A 17,108-nucleotide genomic window follows, 5' to 3' on the forward strand; every position below is an offset into this window, starting at 1 on the left:
CGAGAAGAGCCCCTTCACCATGGAGCCGAGCAGCATGACTGCCGGGATGGTCTGGAAGGCGATGACGGCGGCGCCCAGGGCCAGGAACAGCGGAGCGAGGAATCCGCCTTCGTCGGCGGCTGCGCCGCTGGCGGCAAGGGCGGAAGAAGCGGTTGCTATCGTAACGATCAGTGCGTTGGCTATGGCTTTCATGACATCCTCCTTGTTTTCCGGTAGTAGCCGGTTGCTTTTGTTATTAGTATTGCACCGGCTATGCCATGAGCATGAAAAATTATTATCAATCCGTAACACCTTGTAATAACTGGGAAATTATTTGAGACCGTGGACGGGAAGTGTGTTGTGGGGAAGGGTATTGTATAAGGAGGACATACTAACGCAGGAGGTGAAACCACCCTCCTGCGAGGCTATTTCATGCAACACATTGATATTATTGAATAGTACACACTTGAACCGGGTGCCTGAAAAAAGAATACGCCTTTTAGGATAAAAACCGAAGCGGTTAGGATCCCGTCTGGTTATCACATAATAGCCTTGAGCAGGCTCCGGCGGATTCCGGTTCGAGGTCAGAGCGTAATGTCTTCGGGTATTCCTTTCAACCTTTTCAAAACCTGCCTGACCTTGTTCCAGTCTATCCTGTCCTCGACGCGATGCTCCTGCACAATGGTCTTCACCTGATCATCGAGGTTCTCGTACCGGTTGTAGATGTCGCGATGCACTTCGAGAAATATCCGCCCCCCGTCCAGAACCGAAATCTTCACCGGCTCGTAGACTATCTCTCCGGTGGTGTCTTTCGTTACGGCATTGAAGAGTTCTTCCATGAACTCGGGAAAGACCCTGATGCACCCGTGGCTGCTGAAACCGTAGACCGATTCGGGTATGTTGGTGCTGTGGATGAGGATTCCCGGAATGGACGTCTTCAGGGCGAATTTACCAAGAGGGTTCTTGGCTCCCGGAGGGACGACGGTTTTCACTTCCTTCCCCTGCTCTTCCATCTCCTTCTGGATGGAGAGCGGTACGCGCCAGGTGGGATCCTTCACCTTGCCGACAATCCTGAAGCTGCCAGTCGGCGTGTGCCAGGCGCGCTTTTCTGGATTGTTGGGCGGTTTCGGTTTCCCCACGGCAACGGCGAACATCCTGTCGACCTCTCCGTTGCGGAAGTGATAGAGGGTACGGTCAGGGATATTGATGACGATGCCGTCGCCTATCTGTCGCGGGACGATCCTCCGGGTATCTATCTGGAGCACCTGGCCCGCCTTGAGGGATCTCTTGGGGTCGATGCGGTTAAGCTCCGCAAGCCACCGCCAGCTGACCCCAAATTTCGCGCCGATGTAGCGGAGGCTCTCCCCCTTCCCGACGGAATAGGAGAATTTTTCGCCGATGATCCCGGGATACCCTGGCTGGGCGATTCCAGGCGCTGCGGCAGACTCTTCCTCCCGCACGACCCGCTCTATGGCGTCCCTGCCACCGGCCGGCAGCTGCAGTTGCTCCATCGATTTTTCCGGTACGGGGACGGATATCTCGGGATGGCGATGAGGGGACTGGGGCGCCTGAGGTCTCTCCGGGGCATGGTGCGGGAGCCCGGAGGCGCTGCTCGCGGCGGCAGGGGGGAGTTGCTTCCCCGCGCCCGTGCTTCGCTCCGGCACCGGGGTCGGGCTTGACAGCGCCTCGTTCTTCTGGGCCGGGGCCTTGTTCATCCGCTCGGAAAGACGCTTTGCCCTGCCGGCGGCCTGCTCGAAGAGGGCTTCGGCACGCTTGCGTTCACCCCGGGCCAGATGTGATTCCGCCCGGGCCACGGTTTCCTCGATGCTCCAGTAGTCCTTGCGTTCGACCCCTGCGACAGGCCGCTGCCGCAACGAGCTGAGCTCCGCCAGGGCGCGGTTCTTGGCCTTTGAAGTTGACGAACAACCCGTAAAAATAACCGCTGCAGCCAAAAAGGAGACGGCTCCCCCCATCCTGGCACCACCCCGGAACAACAAAGAGACCTTCTGTACTGTTTTCCCCGACAAAATCCATCTACCTCCCGTCATATGCATATCATGCCCTACCGTATATCATGTAACATGAACCGGGAACAAGGGATGCTCTCCGATCACTGCGGAAATTGCAGGGGGATGCAGCCTCACGGCCGAAAAACAGTGGCGGTGCGCCCTTGCCAGCGCACAGGCTTTCGTGATAGTTCTATAGTCATTGAATATCATTCAGGAGGCGGCATCAACCATGCCGCCTTTTGTTGCATTATCTCCAAAAGGACTAACCATGAACGAGAGCGGATTCCTCATCGACACCCATGCCCACATCGACAGCCGCGACTTTGCCACCGATTTCGACGACATGCTCGGTCGCGCCGCCGAGGCGGGACTCTCCCACATCGTCACCGTCGGCGCCGATCTGGAATCGAGCCAGGCCGCCTGCGAGCTGGCCCGCGCATACGACCATATCTACTGCACCGTCGGTGTCCACCCCCACGACGCATCGCGGGTGAACGAACGTTGCTATGAGGTGGTCCGCGACCTGGCCCGGGGAAACCCGAAGGTGGTGGCCATCGGCGAGATCGGCCTCGACTTCTACCGGGACCGCTCCCCCCGCGACGAGCAGGAGCGGGTCTTCCGGCGCTTCATCCGGCTCGCCCGGGAGCTGGCGCTGCCGATCATCGTCCACGACCGGGAGGCCCACGGGCGGGTAATGGCGATCCTGCGGGAGGAGAAGGCTGCCGAAGTGGGGGGCGTCCTCCACTGCTTCTCCGGCGACCTGGCCATGGCGCGGGAATGTGTGGAGATGGGGTTTTACATCTCCATCCCCGGCACCATCACCTATCCCTCAAACGAGCAGCTCCGCGAGGTGGTGCGCGGCATCAGGACTGAGCACCTTCTGGTCGAAACCGACTGCCCTTACCTCCCGCCGGTTCCCCACCGGGGGAAACGAAACGAACCGGCCTTCGTGCGGCTGACCGCCGCAAAGGTGGCAGAACTGAAGGGGCTCACCCTGGAGGACGTGGGGCGGATCACGTCCCTGAACGCCCGTCGCCTCTTCAACATCGGCGAGAAGGACCAGGCGGCCCGAATAGCGTACCGGATCAGGAACTCCCTCTACCTCAACATCACCAACCGCTGCTCCAACCGCTGCTCCTTCTGCGCCAAGTTCGACGACTTCACCGTGAAGGGGCACTATCTCCAGCTGGACCACGAACCGAACTTCGACGAGGTGATGGCCGCCATCGGCGATCCCGGGCCCGTGGACGAGGTGGTCTTCTGCGGATACGGCGAGCCGATGCTCCGCATTGACCTCATCCGGGAGGTGGCCGCCGCACTCAAAAAGCGGGGCCTCCGCATCCGGATCAACACCGACGGCCAGGCGAACCTGGTCCACGGCCGCAACGTCCTGCCGGAACTGGCGGGCCTCGTGGACTGCGTCTCCGTAAGCCTCAACGCCGCCGACGCAGAAACCTACGCCCGCCTCTGCAACACCCCCTTCGGCCCGGCGGGCTTCGACGGCATCTGCCGGTTTCTCACGGAAGCGACCAAGCATATCCCGAAGGTGGTGGCCACTGCCGTCACCGTCCCCGGGCTCGACGTGGCCGCCGTCCGCACCCTTGCCGAGTCCCTCGGCGTGGAATTCCGGGAGCGGGAGTATGCCGAGGTGGGATAGCGCCGATTGTTTTTACTTTCACTAAAAAAGGCCTGCTTTTCGCGGGCCTTTTTCGTTTTACTGCGGCAACTATCCTCCTCGCATTTGTGCGAATCAATCGCACCTGCGCCAACATCACACGTAACTATTTAATTTAACTAATTACTCCTGCCATCCCATGCCTTGTCATCACCTTAAAGCTCACTAAAACGTATAACCAAATTTTGCATGATTGCGAATCATAGGGCGCACCGTTCAGCGTGACCGAAAAGGGACATCTGAAGTAACATGTTGTTTTATCGTAATTTTATTAAATATACGCAATCGTATAACAATGGTATGCAAGTTGCTGAAGGATAGCGTGTATGAAAAATCGCTAAATGTTGCGAACGTCCATAAGAGGAGGTATCAAACATGTCGGACACGGTCAAGAACAGGGGATGGCAAGTTGCCCTTGCCGGGACGGGCATCAACCTGGCCCTGGGGGTTCTCTACGCGTGGAGTATCTTTAAGGGGGCGATCAAGTCGTCCATCGAAAAAGGGGGCCCCGGGGCATTCAACTGGGATCCGGCCTCCATCAACGACCCGTATGCAATCTGCTGCCTCGCCTTCGCCTTCTCCATGATCGTAGCCGGCAAGGCCCAGGACAAGATCGGCCCGGCCCGCACGGCCCTCATCGGCGGCATCCTGGTGGGCGCCGGCTTCGTCCTCCTCTCCCAGAGCAACAGCTACATGGCGTGGGTCCTCGGCTTCGGTGTCCTGGCCGGCTCCGGCTTCGGCTTCGGCTACTCGGCGGCAACCCCGCCGGCCCTCAAGTGGTTCCCCTCCAGCAAGACCGGCCTCATCGCCGGCATCGTGGTGGGCGGGTTCGGCCTGGCACCGGTCTACATCGCTCCGGTTTCCACCTGGCTCCTGGGCTCCATGGGCATCCAGAATTCCATGCTGGTCCTGGCTGCCGCCTTCACGGTGGTGGTCTGCGGCCTCTCTTTCCTCCTGGTGAACCCCCCTGCCGGGTATGTTCCCGCCGACGCCCCCACCAGTGACGGCACGGTCAAGGCGGCTCCGGCCAAGCCGACGGTGAACGCTACGGCAAGCGAGATGCTCAAGTCCGGCAAGTTCTATGTCCTCTGGATCACCTATTTCATCGGCGCCGGCGCAGGCCTCATGGTCATCGGCAGCGTGGCCGGCATTGCCAAGAAGAGCATGGGTCCCATGGCGTTCCTGGCGGTTGCCATCATGGCACTGGGCAACGCAGGCGGCCGGGTTGTGGCCGGCATCCTCTCCGACAAGATCGGCCGCATGGCAACCCTCTGCATCGTGTTCGTATTCCAGGCAGCCCTCATGTTCGCCGCGATCCCCCTCGTCGGAGCCGGGCACCCCAATGCAGCCCTCATCGTGCTGCTCGCCACCTTCATCGGCTTCAACTACGGTGCGAACCTCTCCCTCTTCCCCTCCTTCAGCAAGGACTACTGGGGACTCAAGAACTACGGCCTCAACTACGGCGTACTGTTCACCGCCTGGGGCGTGGGTGGCTTTGTGATGGGCCGCGTCTCCGAGATGCTCAACACCCAAACCGGCAGCTTCACGACATCCTTCACCCTGGCCGGTTCGCTCCTGATTGCCGGGGCGGTCTTGAGCCTGGCACTGCGGCCGGCCAAGGCGGCCAAACCCGTCGAGATCGCGGTTGCCGTCCCCTCGGCCCGCAGCGTTTTCATGGAAAGCTTCATCCGCGGCTGGGCTGACTTCCTCGGCTTCACCCCCACCACGCAGCGCGGCGTCTCCCGCTAGAAACAGACTCACGCATCGCTTCACCACAAGGCCCCGCTCCGGCGGGGCCTTTTATGTTAACCATCAGATATGTCCAGGTATTTCCTCGCAATTACCCAGAAACAAAAAAGTAACAGATCATTCAAAGCCGTTGCCCGTAAGGTGGAAACCCGCTATACTCGCTCCACTTCCCCCGATTCAGACTCCTTCTGATCCGATCCCATCGAGGTCCGCGTACAGGTATCCTTCATGTCCGACAAGACCCGCTGGCTGCTCCTCCTCTGTGCGGCGCAAATCTTCATCATGCTTGTATTCATCAACTACTCGGCCGTGCTTCCGCTGCTGAAGAGCGAATGGGGAATCGCCTTCGCCATCGCGGGGCTCGGAACCCTCACCGGCCCCCTCTTCATGGCGTGGCTGCGGCGCTACCCCGAATTGGCACGCATGGCCGGGGAGATAAAATGAAGCGCCTCTCCCTCTTCCAGAAAATCCTTATCGCGCTGCTGGTGCTGTCGCTGGTGCCGCTCCTGGTCTCCTCGGCCATTCTAGTCCTCAACCTTGGGACCGTACGGGAGATGCTGGCCGACCGGATCGCCACCACGGCCGACCGTCAGGCTTCCGAGAGCCTTCGACTGCGAGCGGAACAGGTGGCGGAATCCATCTCCAATTTCCTGGAAGAGTGCGAGGCCGACCTTCTCCTCTGCGCTAACCTCCCCCGTACCCCGGCCATCCTCAAAGCCCTCTACGAAAGCCGCAAGGGAGAGATCTGGCGCCGGGACGGCACCGCCACTGCCCCCCGCGAGGTGCGGGAGTGGATTCCCCGCTACTCGTCCCTCGCCATCATCGACCGCACCGGACAGGAGACCTTCGTCATCCGCGACGGCGCCATCGTTCAGAAGGACGGCCTCCGTAACGTTGCCAACCCCGCTGACACCGAGTTCCGGAGCGAGGAGTACTTCCTCCGGGCCAAGGGGCTCAAGCGGGGAGAGGTCTACGTCTCCCGCCTCACCGGGTTCCATGTGGGGAAGAAGGACCAGCTGGCCGGGGCAACGGAACCGGAGACAGCCTACGGCGGCAGGGAATACCGGGGGGTGATCCGCTTCGCCACTCCCCTGTTCGACGGGAATGGGGCGTTTGACGGCATTGTGGTCCTCTCCCTCGACCACCGGCACCTGATGGAGTTCTCCCAGCACATCAGCCCCGGCCAGAACCGGCTCGTGGTCTTCCCTTCCTACAAAAGCGGCAACTACGCTTTTCTCTTTGACGACGAGGGGTGGATCATCACCCACCCCAAGTTCTGGGACATACGGGGGGTCGACAACGAAGGGAAGCTCGTTCCCCCCTACAGGGCCGACTCCTCCCGGGAGGACGTGGATAAGGGACGCATCCCCTACAATTTCGATTACGCCGGTTTCATTCACCCCAATTACCCGCGGGTGGCCGAACTGGTCCGGGAGCGGAAGTCGGGATACGTGGACATCACCAACGTGGGGGGAGCCAAGAAGGTCATGGCCTTTGCGCCTATCCCCTACGGCACCGGCGACTACCGCCGGCACGGCATCTTCGGCGGGGTGACCATCGGCTTCCAGGTGGACCAGTTCCACGAAACCGCCCGCACCGGCGCGGCACTCATCAACCAGCAACTCAGGGCGCACCTGCGCCTCTCCATCATCATTCTTGCAGCCACGAGCCTCCTGGTGGTGATCTGCGCCTGGCTCCTCTCCCGGGGCGTCACGCGCCCCCTGGCGCTCCTCACCGAGGGGGTCCGGAGGCTCGCCGGCGGTGAAACCGACAGCCGGGTGGAAGTAATCGCCCGGGACGAGGTGGGGGAACTGGCCGACTCCTTCAACCGGATGGCCGCGGAACTGGAGATTCGCAAGAGCAACCTTCTCCGCACCCTTGAAGAGCTCCAGCTCTCCCGACGCCACATCATGGAGGAGCGGAACTTCAAGGAGAGCGTCCTTGAGAGCATCTCCAGCGCCATCATGACGCTGTCCCCAGACGGCCTCCTCACCTCCATCAACGGCACGGGGAAACGGCTGCTGGGTGACGGGGCCCGGCTCGGCATGCACTACAGAAAGCTGTTCAGCCAGTGGGGAGACATGCCCGAGCGGGTCAGGCAGATCCTGGCGGGCCACACGGGGTACGGCCGCGAGCCCCTCACCATCGAGCGCAACGGCACAACCCTCCATCTGGAGGTGGGCTTCTTCCCGATCAATGCCGGACCGGACGCCGCGGGGATCACCGTCACCATGCGGGACGAGACCGAGAAGGAGGAACTGCGGGAGGAGATGACGCGGCTCGACCGCCTCGCTTCGCTGGGCAAACTGGCCGCCGGCATTGCCCACGAGGTGCGCAACCCCCTCACCGGCGTGTCGCTGCTGCTGGACGATCTCCACGACCGGGCCGGACTCGACCCGGATAACCAGGCCCTCATGCGCCGGGCCCTCCAGGAGATCGAGCGGGTCGAGCGCCTCATTGCCGCGCTCCTCAACTTCTCCACCCCTCCCAAGGCCGAGTTTCGCCAGGGGGACCTCAACCGGGTGGTCTCCGACACGCTCCTGCTGCTGCGCCGGGAGTGCGAGCGGCAGGGGGTGGAGCTCTCCTTCACCCCCGGCGAGTTGACCACCTTCAGATTCGACATCGATAAAATAAAGCAGGCTCTCCTGAACCTGGTCAAGAACGCCCTGGAGGCAATGCCGAAGGGGGGACGGATCACCGTGGGGACCGCCGCGGCCAACGGGACCGCCTCCATCACCGTGGCCGACACCGGCCCCGGCATCGCCGACGCCGACCTCCCCCTCATCTTCGAACCCTTCTTCACCCGCAAGGGGGCAGGCACGGGGCTTGGTCTCTCCATCACCCAGCGTATCGTTGAGGAACACCACGGCCGCATCGCGGTGGAAAGCCGCCGCGGCGAGGGGACGACCCTCAGCATCCACCTGCCCATGGCGGGGTAGTAAAGGAAACCCATGTACTGCAACCATTACGGCTTCAGCGAGAAACCCTTCGCCCTCACTCCGAACCCGGCGTTCCTCTTCCTCAGCACCCGCCACCAGGAGGCGTTCGCCCACCTCCTCTACGGCATCGACACCCACGCCGGCTTTATCGAGCTGTCGGGGGAGGTGGGAACGGGCAAGACCACGGTCATCCGGACCTTCCTCAACCAGCTCGACCCCGAAACCCACCGGACCGCCCTCATCTTCAACCCGACGGTCTCACCCCTGGGCCTCCTCCAGGGGATCACCCGGGAGTTCGGCCTCCCCTGCGGGAGCACCGAGAAGAGCGAACTCCTGGAAACGCTCAACCGCTTCCTCCTGGACGAGAACCGGGCCGGCCGCACGGTGGTTCTGGTCATCGACGAGGCCCAGAACCTCTCCCCCGAGGTCCTCGAACAGATCCGGCTCATCTCCAACCTGGAGACAGAGCGGGACAAACTGATCCAGATCGTGCTCGTGGGGCAGCCGGAACTGAGACGCCTTCTGGCCCGTCAGGAACTCCGCCAGCTGGACCAGCGGATCACGGTCCGCTACCACCTGGAGCCCATGGGGCTCGACGACACGCAAAACTATATCCGCCACCGGATCAGGATCGCCGCCGGGGGGCGGGAGCCGGTAATCTTCTCCACCGGCGCCGTGAAGAAAATCTTCGGCTTTTCCGGGGGGCTTCCCCGGCTCATCAATGCCGCCTGCGACCGGGCGCTTCTCCTTGCCTACACCACGGAAGCACCTGAGGTTTCGCCCCCCATGGCAGCCACCGCCATTGCCGACGTGCGCCCGGGGAACCGTCGCGCCGTCACAACGTGGCACAGAACGGCCGCTGCTGTCCTGATCGTTGCCGCAGCCCTGGCAATCGTGACCTTTGCCCGGTCGCGCGGCGGCAACAGTTCCCCACCCCCCGTGAGCCCTTCCCTGACCGGGCCGGCAGCGCCGGGCAAAACTCCCCCGCCCCGCGCAACCGCGGGGCACGACCCCACCGAAAAATCAACGCGGAAACGATCGAACAAGGAGTTGACCCGATGAGCCTCATACTCGATGCACTGAGGAAAATGGAACAGGAACGAAAGGCCCGGCAAGGGGGAAGTGTCGACCTCCGCCCCGAGGTCCTCGCCACCCCGCGCGGCAATGGGCCCCGGCCATCATCGGTAAAGCCGCTGATCCTTGTCACCGCCGGCATCGGCATCCTGGCGGCAGGAGTGGGAGGAGGCATCGTGCTGACGGGAAACCAGACGGAACGCGTACCGTTACAGGCACAGATTACGGTAAAGAACGAAGTGACTCCCGAGGAGAGTTCCCCCGTCACGGTGCCGCCTCCACCGCCAGTCGAGTCCTCCAAATCGGTCAAACCGTATTCAGCGCCGGAGGCGATACGGCAGACACACGGTGCAACGAGACAGGCGCCGCCGTTACCCCGCCTTTACCCACCCGCTGCGCCGGCACCGATACCGGTTCAGCGCCCCGCCGTGGCGGAGCAGCCGGCACCCTCCGAGTATCCGGGCGCGGACATCACCGTATCCGGCATCGCCTGGCAGGAGGAGCGGGGGCTTCGGCGCGCCGTGGTGAACGGGAATCTTGTGGGAGAAGGGGCCGAGGTTGCCGGCGCCCGGGTCGTCGAGATCGGCGAGCGGCGCGTGAAATTTTCCCAGGGGGGCCGGACCATCAGCGTATCGCTCGCCTCGCCCTTCCAGGGGCGCTGAGCCGGACACGCCACACCTTTCCCCACGACAAAAGGCCGGGCCACTATCTCAATGGTCCGGCCTTTTGTACGCCGTTGCTACTCTTCATTCCGTTCCGGGAGGATCCACGGGATCTGGCCCTGTCTTGCGCCCGTGCCGGGTAAACCGGATCACCCGGATGTCGCCTCCCGGCGTCACCACCCCTGTTTTCACCGCAAGGGGCAGCGGATCCCCATCGCCGTAGGCCCCCATGACCGCCCCCTCCACTGGCGGGCCGCCGCCGTACACATCGCGCACCTTGAGGAAATACCTTCCCCCCTCGCTCACCCGGAGCAGATACCTGCCGTCGGCGCCGGTCCGATCGGAGACGAAGAGCGGCTTGCCGGACATGTCCGGATTCGGGTAGGCAAAGACCAGAGCGCCTGCCACGGGCTTGCCGGCTGTGTCGATAATTGTTCCCTCGATGCCGGTGGCGCCTTCGCGCTTCCTGGTGAGCGCCGGATCAAAGGGGACCGCCTCGCCCAGGGAGCCGATGTCGGTGGTCTCCCCTCCCCTGACGGTGAAGGGCCGGGGCTCTCCCTGTTCGTCGCGGCTCGTGAGGAAGTGATCGCCGGCCCGCGGTGGGCCGATCTCCTGCTCTTTTTCCCGCTTCACCCCTCCCACGTGGTAGCTGCCAGGGACAAGCTCCATGGTGAAGCGGCCGGCCGAGTCAAGGGTCATGACCTCGTCGGGAACCCTCCAGTAGCGCTCGGGCGCCAGTGGAGGACCGGCCTCGGCGGCGAACAGGAACACCGTGCCGCCGGCCATGGGCTTCCCCCCCTTCATGAGAAGTCGGCCCGTGAGGGTTCCACGCGGTTCCTCAGCCGCGGCCAGGACGACCCCCAGAGAGATGGAGCCGGCCAAGGCGAAAAGTATCAACCGCTTCATTCACTGCTCTCCTTTTTCCAGAAGGCCGTCAACGTCACGGCCATTCACTTACAGTTCGTTTCCCCGGCCACGTACGGAAGGGTAATGGCCGACGCCTCGCTGAAGGGTGAGCGGTCGGCGCCGCTGTAGGCCCGCACCCGGTAGCTGTATTTCCTGCCGGGATCCAGGGCGTGGTTGTCGGTGTAGCTGGTATCAGCCCCGTCAACCGTAGCTATCGTCACCCAGATGCCGTCACGCACCAGCTTCTGGATCTCGAATCCCTGGGGAGTGTCGCACGGATTAGGGGCACAGGCGAGGGTCGTCCAATCGACCCTGACCTTGAAGGCATTGATGGCCGTTGCGGTCACGTTCTGATTCGCCATGGCCGAGGTGGTTGAGCACTTCTCGACGCTGGCCGGAGAATCGCCGCCGGTGCTGTTCCAGGCCTTGATCTGATAGCAGTAGATGGTGTTCTCGGTCAGGGTGCCGCTCTGGTAGCTGGTCGTAACCGCCGAGAGCGACGGGCAGCCGACGGTGGGATAGTCGTAGCCGCAGTATTTTTCCACATAGGCCGCCGAGACGTTGGCAATCTCGCCGTAGGCCCCGGCCCCCTCTTTCCGTTCGACCTTGTAGTTGGTGGCCCCGGGCACCACTGGCCAGGAGAGGTCGATGCGCTCCGCGGAGATGGTGGTTGCCGTCACGGTGGGGGCGATCGGCGTAGTGGTGGTCGACTGTTCGTTGCTGGCTGCCGAGGCTCCCCCGCCGTTCATGGTGCTCACCCGATAGTAGTAGAGAGTGCCCGCCGCCAGCCCCGTATTGGTGTAGGTGACGGCATCGGCGGCAGTGGTGGTGACGGTGCCCCAGGTGCCGCCGGCCCCCGTCTTCCGCTCGATCCGGTAGCCGCTGTTGCCGGTCACGTTGTTCCAGGTCAGGACCGCCTGGGACGCGGTAACGCCCGACGGCGCGTTGAGGGTCGGCGCCACGGCCAGGGTCGTCTGGCTCTGCACCGAGCTGTAGGGGGAGTTCCCCGCGCCGTCGACGGCATACATCTGGTAGCAATAGTACGTTCCGGCGGTAAGGCCGGTATGGTTATAGCTGACAACATTCTGAGCGATGCTGATGGGGCCGTTCCAGGCGCCGGCGGTGCAATCGGCGCCGCTCCGGGCCTTCCATTCGAGCTTGAAGCCTGTCTCGCCGTAGTTGTTGTTCCAGGCCAGGTTGAGCTGGGTTGTTGAGGCGGCCGTCGGCAGGTTCAGGGTCGGCGCGGGAGGAATGGTGGTGATCCACTGGGTGCCGCTCCAGGCGGAGGTTCCCCCCGAATAGGTGTCCCGCACCCGGAACTGGTAGGTGTAGCCGGCCGTCAGGCCGGTCTGCGAGTGGGTTGTGGTGTTCGTCGCCAGGGTTGCCGCGGCGGTCCAGGCCCCCCAGGCATACTCCTGGTTCCAGTAAGAGGCGGGGTAGTGGGCGTAGGAGGTGCTCATGGTGCGCATCTGCACCTCGTAGCCGGTGTTCCCCGCAACGTTGTTCCAGGAGAGGTCCACCTGGGTCGCCGTGGCAGTCGGCGCGTTGAGGGTCGGCGCAGCCAGCGGCGTGAAGAGGCACGGCTCGTTGCTGTAGACGGGGGGGGGACCGTTGGCGTTGGTGCTGTATGCCTTGACCCGATAGCAGTATTCCGTGGAGAGGGAGAGGCCGGTGTCGGTCTTGGAAGTGGTGTTGACGGCCATGCCGATGGCGCCCGTCACCTCGGCCCAGGTTCCGCCGGCACCCTGCTTGCGCTCCAGGGTGTAGTTGGTCTCGCCGGCGATGTCGGGCCACGATGGGGTAAGGGAGGTTTCCGACGCGGGCGTGACGGTAACGACCGGTGCCGCCAGGCGGGTCCAGGCGATGATGTCGTTGCTGGGATCAGACGTATTGCCGGTGGTGTTGGCGATGATCCTGAACCGGTAGGCATAGCCGGCGGTGAGAGAGGCTGCCTGGTAGGTCGTTACATCGGCCCCCAGGGTGGCAAGGGTGGTCCAGGTAGTGCTGTAGTAGGCCGTGTTCGTGCAGTACGTGGCCCCGTTCGTGGCGCCGTTCTGGTTGCAGGCCACGTACTGGACGGTGTAGCCGGTTTCGCCGGTCAGGTCTGCCCAGACAAGGTCGATTTTGTCGACAGCCGCTCCGATGGCGCTGGAGAGGGTCGTGCTGACGAATCTGGTCAACGCAGCCTGCTCGCCGCTGTAGGCCGAGTCCCCCCCGGCATTGTAGGCCTTCACCCGGTAGTAGTAGGTGGTATTTGCCGTGAGGCCGGAATGGGTGTGGGTCGTGACGTCCACCCCCTTGGTGGCCAGCTCGCCCCACGTCCCCCCCGCGCCGATCTTGTACTCGATCTTGTAGCCGGTCTCACCGGCGACGTTGGTCCAGGTCAGGGTCACATCGGTGGCGGTGATGCCGCTTGGCACATTCAGCGTGGGGGCTGCCGGCTTGGTGGGGGCCGTCTGCTCGCCGCTCGGGAGCGAGTAGCCGGCGGCGCTGTTGGCGCTCACCCGGTAGGTGTAGGTGGTGCCGGCGGCCAGGCCGGTGTCGCTGTGGGTCGTCACGTCGGCGGCCTTCGTGGTCAGGTCGGCCCAGGCTCCCGCACCGATTTTCCGCTCGATTTTGTAGCCGGTGTTCCCCGCCACCTGGCTCCAGGTGAGGGTGATCTGGGTAGTGGAGTCAACGGTGAGTGCATTCAGGGTCGGTGCCCCAAGGGTTGTGGTGGCACAGCTTTCGATGGTCCGCGAGGTGAGGCTCCCCGAGTAGGCATAGACCCGGTAGCAGTAGGTGGTGCCGGCTGTGAGTCCCGTGTCGAGGTAGCCGGTGGTCCCCGGGGCGGCGGTGGTCACCGGAGTCCAGGTGCTCGTGGGAAGCGCGGGCCCCAGGGTCCGTTCGACCCGGAAACTGGTGCCGGGAGAGTTGTTCCTCCAGGTCACGTTCATCTTGCCGGAGTCGGCCTGGGGGAGCGGCGCCAGGGGGGCCGGGACGAGGATGTAGTTATTCTTCTGCTTGAGGACCACGTAGTCGGGGTTGGCGGCGTTGCGGGAGAAGCCGGCCATGAACGCCTCGCCCTGGTAGTTGGTGGCGATGACGCTCGCCTTGTCCTCGCGGCCGGTTCCGTCGTAGGTCGCAGCGCCCAGGAAGGTCCCCTCGTGGTTGTAGATGAGCGACATGATGTCGGAACTGCCGTCGAAGGCCGGATCGGTGTCCACCCCGCTGCGGGTGGTGCCGGTGACGTAAAGGTAGCCCGATGAGTCCACCGCCATGGCGGTAAGGTAGTCGTAGCTGGTGGGACGGTCGAAATTCCGCTCCCAGATGACGGCGCCGTCGGCGGCGTTGTACCGGATGAGGCGGAAGTCGCTGTCCGTGGCGCTCACGTAGCTGGTGCCGGCCACCACCACCGCCCCATCGATGGGATCGATGGCGACCGAAATGCCCCGGTCATCGCCGTTGGCCGGCGTCGCCGGACCGTTGTGGATCTTCTTCCAGATTTCCCGCTGGGACGAGGCATCGGCTCCGTCATACTTGATGGTGACCCACTCTTCATCCCCGGCGGCGTTCACGGCATAGCCGGTGACGTAGACGTTGCCGGCAGCGTCCACCGCCAGCCCAAGGGCCTGGTCGTCGAGGGTGCCGGCCCCGGCATAGCTCTGGGACCATATCTGGGCACCGGTGGCGCCGTTGTACTTGGCCGTGATCCAGTCGGAATCGTCGGAGGTGTTTGTTGTGTACCCCGTGACGAAAATATTGCCGGACGCGTCAAAGGCAACTGCCGTGGGCAAATCGTCCCGGCCGCTGTCGTAGACCACGGGAGTCCAGGGGCGGGTGCCGTCGGCGTTGTATTTGATGAGGAAAATGTCGTAGTTGTTGGAGGCGTTCAGACCATAGCCGATGACCACGCTGTTGTCGGAGCCATCCCTGGCGGTCCTGATCGCCTTGGCGAGGTCGATGCCGCTCTGGGTCCCGTACTGGTGGTCCCACACCATGGCCGGATTGGTGTTGGGATCGGCATAGCCGGCCGTCTGGTACTTGATGGTGTAGAGGTCGTCGCTCTTGTCGGACGCTCCCATGAGATAGGCGGTGCCGGTGACAATGGCGTCACCATCGTTGTCAAGGCCGACCCCGGCGGCCATGTCGGTGCCGCCGTCGCCGCTGTCGTAGCGGGCCTTCCACTTGATCGACGTGTCGGCCCGGTCCAGCTTGAAGGTCAGGTAGTCATAGGAGTAAGAGCCGGCAACCCCCTCCTCTGTCAGGTCGCTGTAGCCGGTGACGATCGGATGGTCGTCGGAGCCGATGGTGATGCCGGTGGCCACATCCTCCCGGTTGTCGGCGCTGTTGTAGAGGTAGCTCCAGGCGGGCGCGTCGTAGCTCACCACCTTGGTGAGCACATGGGACTCGTTGCTGTAGTCCGAGTCGCCGTTGGCGGCGTTGTAAGCCCGAACCCGGTAGTAATAGTAGCTGTTGGCCACAAGCCCCGAATCGCTGTAGGTGGTGACGCCGGGCCCCACGGTGCCTATCTGGGCGAAGGTTCCGGCGGCGCCAAGCTTGCGCTCCACCTTGAAACCATCCTCGTTGACAGAGTTGTCGCCCCACTGGAGGGAGACGGCGGTGTTTGAGGTGGCCGTGGCTTCGAGCCCCGTCGGGGCGTTGAGGGGGCCGTAATCGTAGCGGATTGCCTGGTAGTCGTAGGAGGTGGCCCCGTCGGACCACCCCGCCACAAAGACGTCGCTGGCCGAACCGAGGGAGGCGAGCCCGAGCCCGACGGGACGGTCGTTCTTGTTGCCCGCACCGTTAAAGCTCCGCTGCCAGAGCAGCACGCCGCTGTCTTTCGCATATTTGAGGGTAGTGATGTTGTCATTGACATCCGTCACCGTGTAGCCGGTCACGAACACCCCACCGTCGGCCATGTTGCTCGCCACGATGCCGACCGGGATGTCGTCGTACTCCTTGGCGCTGTGGTAGGCGGCATCCCACCCCTTCGCTCCGTCAGCGGCATTGTAGCGGACAGTGTAGAAATCCTCGTGCCCACTCAGAGTAAAGGTGTAGCCGGTGACGTAGGCATTGCCCGAACCATCGACCCAGAGGGCCCGGGGCTCGTCATTATAGCCGCCGTCATGGGTCTTTTCCCAGGTGGTGGCGCCGGACGCGGCGTTGTACTTTGCGCTCCAGATGTCGGTATTGGCAACGTTGGAAAGGGAGCCCGCGACGATCACATCCCCCGCCCCATCCAGCCTCACGGCTACCCCCCGGTCGTCGAGACTCCCCGCGGACGACTTGCGCCATTCCCTGACAAAAGATTTGTCGAAGCCATACTTGCGCGTAAGGATGTCGAAGTCCGCTCCCCCCTTGGAGGAGTAACCGGTTACGGCAATGCCGTCGGAGCCAGCGGCAATGGCCGTTATCCGGTCGTGGTTGTGGTAGGTGGCGTCGTCGTGGATCTCGGTCCAGGTGGGAGTCGAGCCGGCCGATGGATATTTGATGATGAGAAAGTCGTCATTGCCGGAGCCGTTGGCCGAATAGCCCGCCACGTAGATGTTGTTGGACGCGTCCACGACAATGGCGGTGGCGAAGTCTCCCCCCCCTGCCGCCCCCGCGAAGGTGTGCTGCCAGAGGACCGAACCGTCGGTGCCGCCGTACTTGATGGTGTGAATATCGTAGTTGGAGCCGTTCCAGGCATAGCCGGCCACGATGATGTCGCCGCTGCCGTCCACCGCCACCGCCGTGGCGGTGTCGTCGCCGCTCGCCCTGTCGTAGGTGACGGCCGGCCACGCCAGGCCGGTCCCGTCGGCCTTGAACTTCGCAACCCGGTAGTCGTTGTTCATGCCGCCGCTGTTGGTGTACCCGGCGACGATAATGTTTCCGGCGGAATCCACCGCCATGGCCTTCGCCTCCTGCTTTCCGGCCGCGGCGTCGGCAACGGGGAAGGGGCTCACGTAATCGCCCCCCTTGGCAAAGGCGGTGGCGAAGGCGCCGGCAACCGCAATGGCTGCCGCAACCACGAGACACAGCCACCGGGTCGCGGTGCGGCGTCCCCCTGACACCCTTGCCGGGGTATGCTGTGCTGTATGCGAAAAACTCTCTCGGGACATGGGACTATCTCCGACGGTGGTTTGCTTGTTCG

10 protein-coding genes are annotated in these 17,108 nt (G+C 63.3%); 6 read left to right on the plus strand and 4 right to left on the minus strand.

Annotation, left to right across the window (positions count from 1 at the left end):
- Positions 1-192 (minus strand): hypothetical protein (locus RCH91_RS10195; protein WP_306534746.1); only part of this gene is annotated, 192 nt, incomplete at its 3' end.
- A gap of 371 nt (positions 193-563) precedes the next feature.
- Positions 564-1,952 carry a L,D-transpeptidase family protein gene (locus tag RCH91_RS10200; RefSeq protein ID WP_306534748.1) on the minus strand — a complete coding sequence of 463 codons (1,389 nt, stop codon included), beginning with the start codon at positions 1,950-1,952 and terminating at the stop codon, positions 564-566.
- A gap of 304 nt (positions 1,953-2,256) precedes the next feature.
- Between RCH91_RS10200 and RCH91_RS10205 the strand changes: the two genes are divergently transcribed.
- From RCH91_RS10205 to RCH91_RS10230, 6 genes are all read left to right on the plus strand, one after another.
- On the plus strand, positions 2,257-3,645 hold the full coding sequence (locus RCH91_RS10205; RefSeq protein WP_306534750.1) for a TatD family hydrolase: 1,389 nt from the start codon (positions 2,257-2,259) through the stop codon (positions 3,643-3,645).
- Positions 3,646-4,038: 393 nt separating this feature from the next.
- Positions 4,039-5,412 (plus strand): OFA family MFS transporter, encoded by a 1,374-nt coding sequence (locus RCH91_RS10210; RefSeq protein ID WP_306534752.1) that lies wholly within the window; start codon positions 4,039-4,041, stop codon positions 5,410-5,412.
- Between the two features lie 228 nt (positions 5,413-5,640).
- Positions 5,641-5,856, plus strand: a complete 216-nt coding sequence (locus tag RCH91_RS10215) for a hypothetical protein (RefSeq protein WP_306534754.1) — start codon at positions 5,641-5,643, stop codon at positions 5,854-5,856.
- Positions 5,853-8,351: a PAS domain-containing sensor histidine kinase gene (locus tag RCH91_RS10220; RefSeq protein ID WP_306534755.1), complete on the plus strand. Its 2,499-nt coding sequence runs from the start codon at positions 5,853-5,855 to the stop codon at positions 8,349-8,351. The genes RCH91_RS10215 and RCH91_RS10220 overlap by 4 nt, the downstream gene beginning before the upstream one ends.
- Before the next feature lie 12 nt (positions 8,352-8,363).
- Entirely contained in the window at positions 8,364-9,413 is a 1,050-nt protein-coding gene (locus RCH91_RS10225) for an ExeA family protein (RefSeq protein ID WP_306534757.1), read from the plus strand.
- Entirely contained in the window at positions 9,410-10,087 is a 678-nt protein-coding gene (locus RCH91_RS10230) for a hypothetical protein (RefSeq protein WP_306534759.1), read from the plus strand. The genes RCH91_RS10225 and RCH91_RS10230 overlap by 4 nt, the downstream gene beginning before the upstream one ends.
- 84 nt (positions 10,088-10,171) lie before the next feature.
- Here the strand turns inward: RCH91_RS10230 and RCH91_RS10235 are convergent, their stop codons facing one another.
- Both RCH91_RS10235 and RCH91_RS10240 read right to left on the minus strand, forming a co-directional pair.
- Positions 10,172-10,993, minus strand: a complete 822-nt coding sequence (locus RCH91_RS10235) for a carboxypeptidase-like regulatory domain-containing protein (RefSeq protein WP_306534761.1) — start codon at positions 10,991-10,993, stop codon at positions 10,172-10,174.
- 44 nt (positions 10,994-11,037) lie between these two features.
- On the minus strand, positions 11,038-17,076 hold the full coding sequence (locus tag RCH91_RS10240) for a fibronectin type III domain-containing protein (protein ID WP_306534763.1): 6,039 nt from the start codon (positions 17,074-17,076) through the stop codon (positions 11,038-11,040).
- Positions 17,077-17,108: the final 32 nt, after the last annotated feature.

The organism is Geobacter sp., assembly GCF_030834625.1.
In the GTDB taxonomy this organism is placed as follows: domain Bacteria; phylum Desulfobacterota; class Desulfuromonadia; order Geobacterales; family Geobacteraceae; genus Geobacter.